Source organism: Streptomyces sp. NPDC097595 (assembly GCF_044761525.1).
Classification (GTDB): domain Bacteria; phylum Actinomycetota; class Actinomycetes; order Streptomycetales; family Streptomycetaceae; genus Streptomyces; species Streptomyces drozdowiczii_A.
Genome location: NZ_JBIWCN010000023.1, coordinates 72,015 through 86,333, shown reverse-complemented (window position 1 = coordinate 86,333; position 14,319 = coordinate 72,015). Strand labels below are relative to the sequence as shown.

General features: G+C 71.2%; 13 protein-coding genes and 1 pseudogene. 10 read left to right on the top strand and 4 right to left on the bottom strand.

Annotation, left to right across the window (positions count from 1 at the left end; translation table 11 throughout):
- Positions 1 to 79: 79 nt before the first annotated feature.
- Both ACIQZN_RS29685 and ACIQZN_RS29680 read left to right on the top strand, forming a co-directional pair.
- Entirely contained in the window at positions 80 to 796 is a 717-nt protein-coding gene (locus tag ACIQZN_RS29685) for a GntR family transcriptional regulator (RefSeq protein ID WP_404000258.1), read from the top strand.
- A gap of 125 nt (positions 797 to 921) precedes the next feature.
- Positions 922 to 1,572, top strand: a complete 651-nt coding sequence (locus ACIQZN_RS29680) for a hypothetical protein (RefSeq protein WP_404000255.1) — start codon at positions 922 to 924, stop codon at positions 1,570 to 1,572.
- 48 nt (positions 1,573 to 1,620) lie between these two features.
- Here the strand turns inward: ACIQZN_RS29680 and ACIQZN_RS29675 are convergent, their stop codons facing one another.
- Positions 1,621 to 2,400 (bottom strand): SLATT domain-containing protein, encoded by a 780-nt coding sequence (locus tag ACIQZN_RS29675; protein WP_404000381.1) that lies wholly within the window; start codon positions 2,398 to 2,400, stop codon positions 1,621 to 1,623.
- A 383-nt stretch (positions 2,401 to 2,783) separates the two neighbouring features.
- Between ACIQZN_RS29675 and ACIQZN_RS29670 the strand changes: the two genes are divergently transcribed.
- The 7 genes from ACIQZN_RS29670 to ACIQZN_RS29640 all read left to right on the top strand — a co-directional run bounded on the left by ACIQZN_RS29670 (position 2,784) and on the right by ACIQZN_RS29640 (position 9,335).
- Positions 2,784 to 3,122, top strand: a complete 339-nt coding sequence (locus ACIQZN_RS29670; protein ID WP_265547225.1) for a YbaB/EbfC family nucleoid-associated protein — start codon at positions 2,784 to 2,786, stop codon at positions 3,120 to 3,122.
- Between the two features lie 79 nt (positions 3,123 to 3,201).
- Positions 3,202 to 3,801 carry a recombination mediator RecR gene (gene recR, locus ACIQZN_RS29665; protein WP_404000252.1) on the top strand — a complete coding sequence of 200 codons (600 nt, stop codon included), beginning with the start codon at positions 3,202 to 3,204 and terminating at the stop codon, positions 3,799 to 3,801.
- Between the two features lie 92 nt (positions 3,802 to 3,893).
- A complete protein-coding gene (locus tag ACIQZN_RS29660) occupies positions 3,894 to 4,553 on the top strand; it encodes a DUF5063 domain-containing protein (RefSeq protein WP_404000249.1) in 660 nt (219 codons plus the stop codon).
- A 213-nt stretch (positions 4,554 to 4,766) separates the two neighbouring features.
- Positions 4,767 to 6,038 carry an aspartate kinase gene (locus ACIQZN_RS29655; protein ID WP_018102119.1) on the top strand — a complete coding sequence of 424 codons (1,272 nt, stop codon included), beginning with the start codon at positions 4,767 to 4,769 and terminating at the stop codon, positions 6,036 to 6,038.
- Positions 6,035 to 7,099, top strand: coding sequence for an aspartate-semialdehyde dehydrogenase (locus tag ACIQZN_RS29650; RefSeq protein WP_404000245.1), 1,065 nt, complete (start codon positions 6,035 to 6,037; stop codon positions 7,097 to 7,099). The genes ACIQZN_RS29655 and ACIQZN_RS29650 overlap by 4 nt, the downstream gene beginning before the upstream one ends.
- Before the next feature lie 383 nt (positions 7,100 to 7,482).
- Positions 7,483 to 8,058 (top strand): SigE family RNA polymerase sigma factor, encoded by a 576-nt coding sequence (locus ACIQZN_RS29645; RefSeq protein ID WP_018102121.1) that lies wholly within the window; start codon positions 7,483 to 7,485, stop codon positions 8,056 to 8,058.
- Positions 8,059 to 8,177: 119 nt separating this feature from the next.
- A complete protein-coding gene (locus ACIQZN_RS29640) occupies positions 8,178 to 9,335 on the top strand; it encodes a hypothetical protein (protein ID WP_404000242.1) in 1,158 nt (385 codons plus the stop codon).
- A 46-nt stretch (positions 9,336 to 9,381) separates the two neighbouring features.
- Here ACIQZN_RS29640 and ACIQZN_RS29635 read toward each other — a convergent pair whose 3' ends face one another.
- A complete protein-coding gene (locus ACIQZN_RS29635) occupies positions 9,382 to 10,227 on the bottom strand; it encodes an SURF1 family protein (protein ID WP_404000239.1) in 846 nt (281 codons plus the stop codon).
- 95 nt (positions 10,228 to 10,322) lie between these two features.
- On the bottom strand, positions 10,323 to 12,209 hold the full coding sequence (locus tag ACIQZN_RS29630; RefSeq protein WP_404000236.1) for a prolyl oligopeptidase family serine peptidase: 1,887 nt from the start codon (positions 12,207 to 12,209) through the stop codon (positions 10,323 to 10,325).
- Positions 12,210 to 12,279: 70 nt separating this feature from the next.
- On the opposite strand from ACIQZN_RS29630, the pseudogene ACIQZN_RS29625 reads away from it, so the two are divergent.
- Positions 12,280 to 13,102, top strand: a pseudogene (locus tag ACIQZN_RS29625) (class I SAM-dependent methyltransferase).
- A gap of 44 nt (positions 13,103 to 13,146) precedes the next feature.
- Here the strand turns inward: ACIQZN_RS29625 and ACIQZN_RS29620 are convergent.
- The gene (locus ACIQZN_RS29620; protein ID WP_404000234.1) at positions 13,147 to 13,953 is read right to left on the bottom strand and encodes an SGNH/GDSL hydrolase family protein; all 807 of its coding nucleotides are present in this window, start codon (positions 13,951 to 13,953) and stop codon (positions 13,147 to 13,149) included.
- Between the last annotated feature and the right edge of the window lie 366 nt (positions 13,954 to 14,319).

Here is a 14,319-nt window from a genome sequence, read left to right as displayed (position 1 = left end):
CCGACCGGGCCCCTCCGGGGCTCAGGGCCGGTGCGACCCCGGTCTAAGGTGACCCGGAACCGAATGGGGGAGGGGCGCCATGTGCCCGAGCGGAGCCGTCACCCGCAGCACCCTGCGACAGCAGATCGCGGACGCGCTGCGTGACGAGGTGCTCGCCGGGCGTTTGCTGCCGGGGCGGGAGTTCACCGTCAAGCAGATCGCCGAGCAGTACGGGGTATCAGCGACGCCCGTCCGCGAGGCGCTGTTCGACCTGTCCGCGCAGGGCCTGCTCGAATCCGATCAGCACCGGGGATTCCGGGTGCACCAGTTCACGGTCGCGGACTACCGGGCGATGGTGGAGGCCCGCGCCCTGGTCATGGACGGGGTCATCCGGGACGTCTTCCACGAGCCGGTCCCGGACCGGCGTGCCGACTACCGGGACGCGCTCGTCTCCGTACGCCGCCGGGCCGAGGAGGCCGCCCGCGCAGCGCGCAGCGGTGACCTGGACATCCTCATCGGTTACGACCTGCGCTTCTGGCGCGAGCTCGGCGGGCTCATCGGCAACGGATACATCAGCGACTTCCTGCACCGGCTGCGCGTCCAGGCATGGGTGTTCGCCGTGCCGTACCTGCGGGGCGACGCCGATCTGCGGGACTGGCTGTGGAACGGCCACGCCGAACTGGTCGCCGCCATCACGCACCGGGACCGCGAGGCCCTGCGGGCGGCCATAGACGGGTACAACGGCCATGCGCTGAGCTGGGCCGACCGCCTGGCCGGTCTGGAGCCGTCCGCGGAGGAGCCCGAGGGACGCGCCTGAATTCCCCGGGCACCGTCATCGACCCTCCGCGCCCCGGGCCGGTCGTGAGCGACCACTGTGCGCGCGGTGCCGGTCGCATTACGCTGTCCCGACCACCGCACGCCCCCGTTGGAGAGCGAGACTTCGTGGCCTGTGACCTGTGGCTTGTCCCCCTCGTCGATGTGCTGTGCCACAGCCCCGACAACCCCTTCGCCGAAGAGATCGCCCTCTACGACAAAGCCCTGGGCGAGGCCGGACTGCCGCCCGTCCCCGTCTACGCCTACATGCCGGGACTGACCGGGGACGTCGCCCCGGTCGCGGGCTTCGACTACGACGCCCTGCACTTCCTCCGCCGCGCCTATCTGCTCCAGCTCAGCGGCCTCGCCGTCACGCCGGTCGGTGAGCTGGGCGGGGACTACGAGCAGTTGCTGGAGATGTTCGAGTCCACGGCCCGGCAGTCGCACCTGGTGTGGCACTTCGACCACGCGGGGGCCTACGTCCCCCTCGACTTCGAGGCGCCCGTCTCCACCGACGACCTGCTGGCGGCGGGCGGCCCGCTCGGTTCCGCGCACGGGCTGCTGCGCGAGCTGGAGTTCGTCGCCCCGGCCATCGGGATCGACCCGGCGAACCCGCCGGCCGCCCCCCTGCCGCCCGCCGCCCCCACCGAGCTGGAGGAACCGGCGACCTCCGTCCCGTACGACGACAACCCCTTCGCCCGGGAGCGCCACGTCTGGCTCGGCCTGCACGCCGCGGCCACCCGCAGCCTCGCCCAGGGATCGATGATCGTCTTCAGCTGACACGGTCCCGGCGTCCCGCGCCGGAGCCCCGCACCGGCCGGTGAACGGTCAGCGCGGGGACTCCGGCGGGCGCTGCCGGGGCATGTTCGGCCGGCCCATCGACTGGAGCGGGAAGCGCCCGGGCGCCGCACCCGGCTCCGGGCGCCCGTTCCCGGAGCCGCCGGAGACCAGGGCCTGCATCCCCAGCGGCGCGGGCCCGGCCCGGAACTCCACCATCCAGTCGGCGGTCTCCGACCGTACGAGCTCCGTGATGTCCTCGGAGAAGCGCCGCAGCACGCCCAGGCACCGCTCGGTCGCCTCGCTCGCCGTGCCCTCGGCGGGGCCGAGCACCTCCCGTACGCACTCCGACGCCCAGTCGAACCGGAGCACCTGAAGCCGGCGCTGCACGGCCTGCGCGGTCGCGAGGTTCCTTATCCAGCCCGAGGTCAGGCCGAAGTAGCGGTCGCACGCCATGCACGCGGCACTGAGCAGCAGCGACAGATAGCCCCAGCCGGCCGCGCCGTGCAGCGCGCCCGTCAGATCGAGCAGCGGCAGGGCGGCGCCCGCGACCGCCCCGGCGGCGGTGCCCATCCGCAGCGCCCTGGCGCCGCGCCGCTTCCACAGCCGGTCGTTCAGATACCAGTCGGCGGTGCGCAGCGCGTCCGCCTCCAGCCACCGGTAGAGCTCGTCCAGCCGCTGGGACGGTTCTCCCCAGTCGCCCAGCGGGAACGGCTCCCCGGTCAGGTCACGGGCCCGCCCCGCACGGTCCTCGGAGTCCGTACCGGAGGGAGCGGCCGCACCCGCCGGGCCGGGCGTGCCGGACTTGCGGGGCGGCACTTCGGGCTGCATCTCCGGCTGACTCACCGGGGTACTCCTCTGCATGCTGCATAGCGACGCGTGCTCTCGACCGCGTACTCGACGACGGGGCGGATCTCTGCTCTGCTCCCGGTCCCTGGACGCGACGGGCAGTCCCCCATGCGTAACCATGCGTGACGAGGGGTAGGCGCGTGCGTGCCGGGACGCATGCCCTTCCTACCGCCGAATGGTGGGCCGTGGGGTCGAAATCGCGGTATTCCCGGGTGTGCACGGCCTCTGGTCAGGTATAGGAGTCCCGGCACTGCTCCCTGGATCTCACTCGAAAGAGTTGCTCCTCGGCGGGTGGGGCGCGCCGCCCGACGACAACGTAGGCTCGGCGTACCGAAACATTTGTCGTCGAAATGCCTGGAGTGACCGTGATTCCCGGTGGTGGTCAGCCCAATATGCAGCAGCTGCTGCAGCAGGCCCAGAAGATGCAGCAGGAGCTCGCTCAGGCCCAGGAAGAGCTTGCCAGGACCGAGGTCGACGGTCAGGCGGGCGGCGGCCTGGTCAAGGCGACGGTCAACGGCTCGGGCGAGCTGCGCTCCCTGGTGATCGACCCGAAGGCGGTGGACCCGGAGGACACCGAGACCCTCGCGGACCTCGTCGTCGCGGCGGTCCAGGCGGCCAATGAGAACGCCCAGCAGCTCCAGCAGCAGAAGCTGGGTCCGCTGACCGAGGGCCTGGGCGGCGGCATGCCCGGCCTGCCGTTCTGACCGGCCGCATACCCAAGACCGTACGTACCCCCTACGGTACGTACCACGACTCAGCCGACTCAGTCAGGAAGGCGTTCCGTTGTACGAAGGCGTGGTTCAGGACCTCATCGACGAACTGGGCAGGCTGCCCGGCGTCGGTCCCAAGAGCGCGCAGCGGATCGCCTTCCACGTGCTGCAGGCGGAGCCCACGGACGTGCGGCGCCTGGCCCACGCCCTCCTGGAGGTCAAGGACAAGGTCCGCTTCTGCGCGGTCTGCGGCAACGTGGCCCAGGAGGAGCAGTGCGGGATCTGCCGCGACCAGCGGCGCGACCGGTCGGTCATCTGCGTGGTCGAGGAGCCCAAGGACGTCGTCGCGATCGAGCGGACCCGTGAGTTCCGGGGGCGCTACCACGTGCTGGGCGGGGCCATCAGCCCCATCGAGGGCGTCGGCCCGGACGACCTGCGCATCCGCGAGCTCCTCGCCCGCCTCGCCGACGGCTCCATCACCGAGCTGATCCTGGCGACCGACCCCAACCTGGAGGGCGAGGCCACCGCGACGTATCTGGCGCGGATGGTCAAGCCGATGGGCCTGCGCGTCACCCGGCTCGCCAGCGGTCTGCCGGTGGGCGGCGACCTGGAGTACGCGGACGAGGTCACGCTCGGCCGCGCCTTCGAGGGGAGGCGGCTGCTCGATGTCTGACGGTCGCGTTTCCGCATCTCACGGCGGCTTTACGTGCAGCGCGGTTATCTTCTACCCAACGTCTCCGACCGTGCACACGGGAGGTCTCCTCGATGTCTGACGCCACGTTGAACACCGTCACGCAGGACCCCGGCGATTTCGCGGTCCAGATCGCGGACCAGATCAAGACGTTCATCGTCGCGGTCACCGAGGTGTCCAAGGTCGAGGAGCCGGAAGAGGCCGTTCCGGTCCTGCTTCTCCAGGTCTCCCAGCTCCTGCTGGCCGGCGGCCGGCTCGGCGCGTACGAGGACATCGTCCCCGACGAGCGCTACGAGCCCGACCTGGGCGCCGAACCGGACGCGGACGGCCTGCGCGAGCGCTTCGCGGCCCTTCTGGAGCCGATCGACGTCTACTCCGAGGTCTTCGACCCGTACGAGCCCCGAAAGGCCCCGGTCGCGTCCCGCATCTCCGACGACCTGGCCGACCTCGTCACCGACTTGCGCCACGGCCTGGCCCACTACGAGGAGGAGCGCACCACCGAGGCCCTGTGGTGGTGGCAGTTCTCCTACTTCTCCAACTGGGGCTCCACCGCTTCCGCCACCCTGCGCGCCCTTCAGTCCCTGATCGCCCACATCCGCCTCAACCAGCCCCTCCAGGAGCTGGACGGCCTGGACACCGACCAGGACGCCGGTGACGACGACCTCGCCGAGGAGGCGGGCCGCGTCATGTTCGAGGAGATCGCGGGCCCCCTGGGCCTGCGCCCGGCGAAGTAGGCGGGCCCCGGTCGGCGCGGCCGCGTGTGGGCTGGGCCACAAAGGGGAATGCGTACGTGTTCGGTGGGCAGCAGCGCGGTACGAGCGGTTCGGAGCGACACGCCGATGATCACGTGGTGAGCGGGACATCTCACCATGTGGTATCAGCGGGGCGTTTCCGGGCTGCTCGTTAAACTGAGCCGACCGCAGTAATGGACTGAGCGAGGAGCGCACGTGGGCCTTGTCGTGCAGAAGTACGGAGGCTCCTCCGTAGCCGATGCCGAGGGCATCAAGCGCGTCGCCAAGCGAATCGTCGATGCCAAGAAGAACGGCAACCAGGTGGTTGTCGTGGTGTCCGCGATGGGCGACACGACGGACGAGTTGATCGATCTCGCCGAGCAGGTATCCCCGATACCGGCCGGGCGTGAGTTCGACATGCTGCTGACCGCGGGAGAGCGGATCTCCATGGCGCTGCTGGCCATGGCGATCAAAAACCTGGGCCACGAGGCCCAGTCGTTCACCGGCAGCCAGGCGGGCGTCATCACCGACTCGGTCCACAACAAGGCGCGCATCATCGATGTGACGCCGGGCCGTATCCGTACGGCGCTGGACGAGGGGAACATCGCGATCGTCGCGGGGTTCCAGGGTGTGTCCCAGGACAAGAAGGACATCACCACCCTCGGCCGCGGCGGATCCGACACCACTGCCGTCGCGCTCGCGGCCGCGCTGGACGCCGAGGTCTGCGAGATCTACACCGATGTGGACGGCGTGTTCACCGCCGACCCGCGGGTCGTCAAGAAGGCCCGTAAGATCGACTGGATCTCCTTCGAGGACATGCTGGAGCTGGCCGCGTCCGGCTCCAAGGTGCTGCTGCACCGCTGCGTCGAATACGCACGCCGATACAACATCCCGATCCACGTCCGCTCGTCCTTCTCCGGACTGCGCGGCACCTGGGTCAGCAACGAGCCGCAAGGGGACCAGAAGGTGGAGCACGCGATCATCTCCGGAGTCGCCCATGACGTCTCCGAGGCCAAGATCACCGTCGTCGGCGTGCCCGACAAGCCGGGCGAGGCCGCCGCGATCTTCCGTACGATCGCGAACGCCGAGGTCAACATCGACATGGTGGTGCAGAACGTCTCCGCCGCGTCGACCGGTCTGACGGACATCTCGTTCACGCTCCCGAAGGCCGAGGGCCGCAAGGCCATCGACGCCCTGGAGCGCAACCGCGGTGTGATCGGCTTCGACTCGCTGCGCTACGACGACCAGATCGCCAAGATCTCCCTGGTCGGCGCGGGTATGAAGACGAACCCCGGGGTCACCGCGGGCTTCTTCGAGGCGCTGTCCGACGCCGGCGTCAACATCGAGCTGATCTCGACATCCGAGATCCGCATCTCGGTGGTCACCCGTGCCGACGACGTCAACGAGGCCGTGCGCGCCGTGCACACCGCCTTCGGTCTCGACAGCGACTCCGACGAGGCCGTCGTGTACGGGGGCACCGGCCGATGACCGCACGCCGCCCTTCGCTCGCGGTCGTCGGTGCGACCGGGGCGATCGGTGGCGTCATGCTCCAGATCCTCTCGCAGCACGCGGACGTCTGGGGCGAGGTCAGACTCGTCGCCTCACCGCGCTCGGCCGGCCGCAAGCTGGTCGTACGCGGTGAGGAGAGCGAGGTCCTCGAACTCACCGAGGACGTCTTCGAGGGCATCGACGTGGCACTGTTCCTGGTGCCCGCCGAGGTCTCCGCGCGCTGGGCCCCGCTCGCCGCGTCCAAGGGTGCCGTCGTCATCGACGACTCCGCCGCCTTCCGGACGGACGACGACGTTCCGCTCGTCGTGCCCGAGATCAACCCCCATGCCGTACGGATGAGACCGCGCGGCATCGTCGCGAACCCGAACTGCACCACGCTGGCGCTGATCGTCGCCGTCGGCGCGCTGCACGCCGAGTTCGGACTGCGGGAGCTCGTCGTCTCCTCGTACCAGGCCGTCAGCGGCGCCGGGCGCGACGGGGTCGCCGCCCTGCGCGAACAGCTGTCGATGGTGGCCGGCACCGAACTCGGTACGAAACCGGGCGACGTGCGCCGCGTCGTGGGCGACACGCACGGCGGCCCGTTCGCCGCGCCGGTCGCGCTCAACGTCGTCCCGTGGGCCGGGACGGACGCCGGGGACGGCTGGTCGTCCGAGGAGCTGGCCATCCGCGAGGAGTGCCGCAAGATCCTCGGCCTGCCGGGCCTGCGGGTGTCGGCGACCTGCGTGTACGTACCCGTCGTCGCCACCCACTCGATGTCCGTGCACGCCCGCTTCGAGAACGAGGTCGCGGTCGACCGGGCCCACGAGATCCTGGCGACCGCTCCCGGGGTCGTGCTGTACGACAGCCCGGGCGCCGGCGACTTCCCCACCCCGTCCGACGTGGTCGGCACCGACCCCACCTGGGTCGGCCGGGTCCGGCGTTCGCTGGACGACCCGCAGGCGCTGGAGCTCTTCGTCTGCGGCGACAACCTCCGCAAGGGGGCCGCGCTCAACGTGGCTCAGATCGCCGAATCCGTGGCCGCCGAGTTCCCCCGGTCGTGACCGGCCGCGATCATGAGGTCCGGATCGAACCTGTTTTGTACTTTCTGTGAACGGTCTGTGAGCAACTCGCTGGTCTGAACCTCTTGAGCTGGGCAGTCGCCGTGACAGACGATGACCTTTCGGTTCGTTGCAACCGCGGGTCGGGCGCCAGGCGTCTAAGCGGTCACTTCTTGCGCGGCGGGGCGCATGTGCGAGGCATCTGGGGAAGAGCGGGTACGTATGAAGGCATATCGCAGGGCTTCAAACGCGGTGCCGTATGCGTACAACCCTGACGGGGGGAAGCGTGTCCAACTGGCGTGGCAGAGGTTCTCGATATCACAGTGGTGGGCCCCTTGCGCGGCGCTTCGGTGCGACCGCTCCGACGGGCCCGTACAGCCGGTGGCATGCCGGTGATCGCGCCCATGCCCGCCGCGCGTCAGACGGGGCTGCCGGCGCAGCGCGAGGGTGCTGAAGAGAGCGTGGCAGCCGGAACCACCGTCGACCATCTCACCGAAACCTACCGCGCCCACTACCGTTCACTGCTGGGCCTCGCGGCCCTGCTGCTGGACGACACGGCGTCCTGCGAGGACGTCGTGCAGGAGGCGTTCATCCGCGTGCACTCCGCGCGCAACCGGGTCCGCGAGCCCGAGAAGACCCTCGCGTATCTGCGTCAGACCGTCGTCAACCTCTCCCGCTCGGCGCTGCGCCGCCGCATCCTCGGGCTGAAGCTGCTCTCCAAGCCGATGCCGGACATGGCGAGCGCCGAGGAGGGGGCGTACGACCAGCTGGAGCGGGACGCGCTGATCAAGGCGATGCGCGGCCTGCAGAGGCGCCAGCGCGAGGTGCTTGTCCTGCGCTACTTCGCGGACATGACCGAGGCTCAGGTCGCCGAGACGCTGGGGATATCCCTGGGCTCGGTGAAGGCGTACGGGTCACGCGGCATCGCGGCCCTGCGCGTGGTGATGGAGGCGCAGGTATGAGCCGGCGCGGTGACCACCACGATCACGACCATGAACAGGACCCGCGGCCGGGGGGCCGCAACGGATACCGGCGCGGCCCCTCGCGCGGGTTCCCGCTGGACCGGACTGGGAACGGAACTGTGAACCACGGGCCGGAGAACGCTCCGCACGCGGACCGCGACGACGACACCCAGGGCCTCGTGGCCCCGGCCGGCCTGTTCGGCGGAGGCGGCCCGACCGGCGGGGGCGTGCCCTTCGGCGACGACGGCGACGACGGTGCCGAGGACGCGCTGCGCCGCATGATGCACGGTGTCGTGCAGGGCCTGGAGCCGAGCGAGGGCAGCCTCGACCGGCTGCAACGCGCGGTGCCCGCCCGGCGGGCCCGTCGGCGGCAGGCCCTGGTCGGCGCCGCCGCGGCGGCGCTGCTCATCGGCACCGCGATCCCGGCGTTCGTGCACGTCGCCAACTCGGACGGCTCCAGCACGGCCAGCCCCGCGATCGCCGGCCACGGCGAGCAGGCGCAGGGCGGCAACGGCGACGACTCCGGCGCGGACACCGGCAACGGCGGTGGCGGCGAGAGCGGCGGCGGCCACCCGAACGGCGGCCAGGGGCTTCCGCAGAGCACCACGAGCCCGTCCGACAGCAGCGCCCAGGGCCAGGACGGCGACCCGGCCGGCCCGTCCGCCGATCCCGCCAAGAGCGCGGTGGACGTCATGCGCCCGTGCGAGCCGGCACAGCTCGGCGTGAAGTCGGCCAGTACGGGCGCGGTGGGTGCCGACGGCACGGTGTACGGGGCCTTCCGCATCGCCAACGTGTCCGGTGAGAACTGCCAGGTGAGCAGCAGCGGCACCGTGGGCTTCGAGGCGATGGGCGCGGCCGATCCGACCCGGATCGAGGTCGTCCGGCACACCGAGGGCGACCCCGCGTCCGGTCTGCCCGACCCCGCCACCGAGGAGGCCACCGTCCTGCTGAAGCCGGACGCGGTCTACGAGGTGCAGTTCGCCTGGGTCCCCAAGGACACCTGCCCGTCCACCGGTGGCTCGCCGTCCCCGACGCCTACGGACGCCGCGGCGGGCGCCGGCAGCGGCGGTTCGGCCGGGTCCGCGGCGGGCGGCGGCACCGGAGAGAGCGAGACGGGTACGGAGACGCAGTTCGGCTCCGACGGCGGCACCCCCGCCCAGGGCAGCATCTCCGTGCAGCACACCCCGGAGCCGGGGGCGCCGGTCGCCGCTACGAAGATCGACAACGCCTGCGCGGGAACGATCTACCGGACGGGCGTCCTGGAACCGTCGTCGTAGAAGCCGCTACGGGGCACCCGGCGGCCCGCACCGCCGGGCCACCGGCTCATGCCCCCGAGCGGACCTCCGCTTCGGGGACGGCCTCCGCCTCCGGGACCGGAGGGGAGGCGGCCGCCGCGTCCGGGACCAGACCGAGCCGTACGTCCCGGGCGGCCTCGGCCTCGCGCCGGAGCAGCCGGAACCACATGAAGACCACGAACCCGGCGAAGACGAACCACTCACCGGTGTAGCCGAGGTTCTGGAAGGCCTTGAGGTCGAGCCCGCCGCCCTCGGGCGCGGCGGCCGGCACCGGGCGCAGCGCGGTCGCCCCGGAGCCGTTCGCACCGCTCGCCGGGAGCGTCACCCATGCGTCGTACACGTCGTACGGCACCAGGTTGACGAGCGACGCCGCGCTGATCATGCCGACCTGGCCGTCCGGCAGGCCGCCCGTCGCGCCGACCCCGGCGGTGCCCGCGTTCTCCGACGCCTGGAGGTCGCCGGTCACCGTGACCCGGCCGGACGGCGTGGGCGGCACCCGCGTCTGTCCGGGCTTCCCGGGCAGCCAGCCGCGTACCACCGGCAGGGCCTTGCCGCTGTCGGTCCGCAGCATGTCCAGGACGTAGAAGCCCTTCCGGTCGTCCAGCTCACGGCCGGGCACCAGGAAGCGGTCCGCGTACCGCCCGGTCGCGGTAGCGGGCCGGCCGGAGGTCTCCGTGTCGACGGGCAGCAGCTCGTCGAGCGGTTCGGCGGCCCGGGTGCCGGGCGCCGGCTGCTTCTCGGCGGCCTCGTGCGTGTGCACGCGGTCCTCGAAGCGGCCGAGCTGCCAGGTGCCCATGAACACGCAGAACGGGATCGCCAGCACGACGAAGAGGTTGATCCCCCACCATCGCGGGGTCAGCAGGAACCGGTACACCCCTCCACGGTACGGTCCCCGCTCCGGCCGGCCGGAGCGGGGGCACCCGGAAAGCGGCCCTTTATCCGTCCCCTACGCGCCGGGCGACGCCTTCTCTAAGCGCCGCCGGCCGCCACCTCCTCGCCCGGACCGACCGGGTCCCCGGGCCCCGCCGGCGATACCCCGGACAGGTGCCGGCGGGCGAAGTCGAGCTCCAGCCGGACCTGCTTGATCCGCTCCTCCACGACGAGCGAGCCGTGCCCCGCGTCGTACCGGTAGACCTCGTGCATGGCACCCCGGTCCTTCAGCCGGTCCACGTAGTTCTCCACCTGGCGGATCGGGCAGCGCGGGTCGTTGACCCCGGCGGAGATGTAGACCGGCGCGCGCACGGCGTCCACGTACGTCAGGGGCGACGACGCCTCGAACCGTTCGGGCACCTCCTCCGGCGTCCCGCCCAGCAGCGTGCGGTCCATCGCCTTCAGGGCCTCCATCTCGTCGTGATACGCCGTGACATAGTCCGCCACGGGCACCGCGGCCAGTCCGATGGCCCAGTCGCCGGGCTGCGTACCGAGGCCGAGCAGCGTGAGATAGCCGCCCCAGGAGCCGCCGGCCAGGACGAGCTTCGCCGGGTCCGCGAGGCCGGACTTCACCGCCCACTCCCGTACCGCCGCGATGTCCTCCAGCTCGATCAGCCCGACCCGGTGCTTGAGCGCGTCCGTCCACGCCCGTCCGTAGCCGGTCGAGCCGCGGTAGTTGACCCGGACGACCGCGTAGCCGTGGTCGACCCAGGCCGCGGGGCCGGCCGCGAAGGCGTCGCTGTCGTGCCAGGTGGGACCGCCGTGGATCTCGAAGACCGTCGGGAACGGCCCCTCGGCGGGCGCCGCCGGACGCTGGACGAGCGCGTGGATCCGGCCGCCGGGCCCGTCCACCCACACATCTTCGACGGGCACCGAGGCGGGGGCCTTGGCGCCCGGCGGGTCGAGCACCACCGCGCCGGTCGTGGAGCGGACGACGGGCGGCTCGGCCGCCGACGACCACAGGTATTCGACCGTCCCGTCCGGGCGTGCCGTGGCGCCGGAGACCGTGCCGGTCGGCGTCTCCACCCGGACCGGCTTGCCGTCGGCCGAGGCGGGCGCGTACCGCCAGAGCTCGCTGCGGGCCTCGAAGCCGTGCTCGATGAGCAGCGCGGAGCCGTCCGGAAACCACTCGGCGCCCACATCGCCCGGCAGGTCGATGGCCAGGTCCGTCTCCGTGCCCGCCACCGGGTCCCAGATCATCGGCTCCCAGCGTCCGCGCCTCTGGTGCCCGACCAGCAGCCGGGTGTCCCCGTCGACCGGCGCGAAACCGAGGACCGCGAGGCCCAGCTCCTTCGTACCGCCCTCGGTGTCGTCCAGCTCCGCGACCGTCGTCCCGTCCGGCCGGACCACGCGCAGCGCGGAGTGCATCGCGTCCCCGTGCTCGGTGTGCTCCAGCGCGATCAGCGTCCCGTCATGGCTCAGGTCGCCGACCCCGGCCGACTCGCGGTGCCGGTAGATCTCCACGGGGGCCGCGCCGGGCCGTACGACATGGACCGTCGTGCCGTCCTCGTCCGTCGAACGGCCGATCACCGCCGTGTTGTCCCGGCCGATCGCGAGCCCGGCCGGATAGGACGGCGCGAGGCCGGGCGCGGCAGGCGCGGATTCGGTGTCCGTCCCGCCGTGGAACGGCCGGCGCATCCACACTCCGAACTCGTCCCCGTCGGTGTCGTCGAACCACCACACGGACTCGCCGTCCGGCGTGAGCACGCCGTCCGTCGTCCCGTTCGGCCGGTCGGTCACCCGGCGCTGCTCACCGGTCGCCCGGTCCCACGCGTACAGCTCATAGGTCCCCGTCGCGTTGGAGACGAACAACGCGCGGTCCGGCGCGTCCTCGGCCCAGTCGGGCAGCGACACCCGGGGAGCGCGGAAGCGCTGCTCCCACAGCGGGACGGATGCGGTCGTCGGCGATCCAGTGGCCTCAGTCATGACCCCATTCTGCGCCGGACGCCCGACAATCCGTTCGCTTCGTCCGCAGCCTGTGGATAACCTCGCGCACATGTCCACCGCTCCGATACCGACCGACTGGCGCGAGGCCAACCGCAGGATGTGGGATGAGCGTGTGCCCATCCACGCAGGCAGTGACTTCTACGACCTGGGCTCCTTCCGAGCGGGGAAGGACGCCCTGCGCCCCTTCGAGCTGGCCGAGGTCGGTGATGTGACCGGCCGGTCACTGCTGCACCTGCAGTGCCACATCGGACTCGACACGCTCTCCTGGGCGCGGCACGGCGCCGCGCAGGTCGTCGGCCTCGACTTCTCCGAACCGGCCGTCGAGACCGCCCGCGCCCTCGCCCAGGACCTGGGGCTCGGCCCCGACCGCGCGGCCTTCGTCGCCGCCGACGTGTACGACGCGGCCCAGGCTGTACCGGACTCCTCGTACGACATCGTCTACACGGGCGTCGGCGCGCTGAACTGGCTGCCCGACATCGACCGCTGGGCCGAGACGGCCGCGTCGCTGGTGGCGCCCGGTGGCTTCCTCTACCTCGCGGAGTTCCATCCGCTCACGGACTGCCTGGACGACGAGACGGGTTCGCGGATCACGCACGACTACTTCAGCCGTGAGGCATGGGTGGACGAGACGCCGGGTACGTACGCGGACTTCGATGCCCCGACCGTCCACAACCGGAGCGTCGAGTGGCAGCGTGGTGTCCGCGCTGGCCGCCGCCGGCCTGCGGATCGAATTCCTCCACGAGCACGACGTCTCGCTCTTCGCGCGTTTCCCGGTCCTGGAACGTGGGCGGGACGACTTCTTCCGTTTTCCGTCGGACCGTCCGCGCATCCCGCTGATGTACTCCCTCAAGGCGAGCCGCCCGGCGGCCTGACGGTGAAGCGACGCCCCGGTTCTCCACCGGGCGCCGCTTCCGTGTCACGCCGCCGAGCGGAACGCCGGCAGGTAACCGCCGGACTGGCCCTCGGGCTTGGGGTGGTACGAGTTCTCGACGGGGATCGAGACGCTGTGCAGCCACGGATCGCCGGAGCACAGCTCGTGCCCGGTGAACTCGTCGGCGACTCCGGAGAAGGTGAACCCGGCGTTCGCCGCCTGCTTGGCGATGACGCCGTTCAGCACGTCGGAGGCGTTGTTGATGGCCGTACGCGACTTGTCGGACAGGCCGACGACGCAGCTTCCGCCGATCTTGTAGAAGCGGGGGTAGCCCAGCACCACGACATGGGCCTGCGGGGCCCTGGAGTGGATGGAGGCGTACAGCGAACTCAGCCCTGACGGCAGGGTGTTGTTGATCTTCCCGACGGCCGCGTCCACGGCCGAGATGCAGGCGGACTCGCCGGACAGCACGCAGTCCTGCATCACATCGGCGAACCCGACGTCATTGCCGCCCGCGGTGACGCTCACCAGCGAGGTGGACGAGCTGAGCGCCCCCAGCTGACCGCTGGAAACGGTGCTCGTGGTGGCGCCCGAACAGGCGACGAAGGTGAACGACGACGGCGAATTCGCCGCCGCCCAGAGGTACGGGTAGGCCTTGGTGCTGCGCTTGCAGTCACCGCTGTCGGACAGATAGCTTCCCGCGCCGACACCGGACGAGTACGAATCGCCCAGGGCGACGTACCCGCCGGCGGCGGCCGAGGAGGACGCCGAAGCCGGCTGGGCGATCCCCAGAGCGGCAGCGGCGGCGAGGAGCAGAGTGGATGCGGACGCCCAGAATCTCCGTACTGACATAGCTGTCAGCCCTCCGAAGTGTGGGGGGTGGGTGGGGGGTTGAGTGAGCGGTCCCTGTTGTAGCAGCTCCCGGTACCAGTCGGTAATAGCTCTGCGAGAACCCGCCGGAATTGCCCGAATGATCGGTCGGTAGTCATAGCTCCGCGCGTAGATAAACCCCCAACTCCCCCTGAAATAAAGGTTCTAGTGCGATTGGCCCGATGCTTCACAGGGCCGCCCTCTTCGGAGTCCCGCGCCCCGGGAGGTGCCCGCGACGGCCTGGACGCCATCCTTCGCGCCACGGGCCTGGAGCTGTGCTACGGGTCGCAACGCGCCGTGCGCGGAGTGGACTTCACGCTGGAAGCCGGTGAGGTCTGTGCGATCACG

Excerpts from the sequence above, each read along its gene's own strand:
- ACIQZN_RS29685 (WP_404000258.1), top strand. The coding sequence starts at position 80 with ATGTGCCCGAGCGGAGCCGTCACCCGCAGCACCCTGCGACAGCAGATC.
- ACIQZN_RS29675 (WP_404000381.1), bottom strand. The coding sequence starts at position 2,400 with ATGCAGCCCGAAGTGCCGCCCCGCAAGTCCGGCACGCCCGGCCCGGCG.
- ACIQZN_RS29620 (WP_404000234.1), bottom strand. The coding sequence starts at position 13,953 with ATGTCAGTACGGAGATTCTGGGCGTCCGCATCCACTCTGCTCCTCGCC.
- ACIQZN_RS29660 (WP_404000249.1), top strand. The coding sequence starts at position 3,894 with ATGTCTGACGCCACGTTGAACACCGTCACGCAGGACCCCGGCGATTTC.
- ACIQZN_RS29650 (WP_404000245.1), top strand. The coding sequence starts at position 6,035 with ATGACCGCACGCCGCCCTTCGCTCGCGGTCGTCGGTGCGACCGGGGCG.
- ACIQZN_RS29630 (WP_404000236.1), bottom strand. The coding sequence starts at position 12,209 with ATGACTGAGGCCACTGGATCGCCGACGACCGCATCCGTCCCGCTGTGG.
- ACIQZN_RS29645 (WP_018102121.1), top strand. The coding sequence starts at position 7,483 with ATGCCGGTGATCGCGCCCATGCCCGCCGCGCGTCAGACGGGGCTGCCG.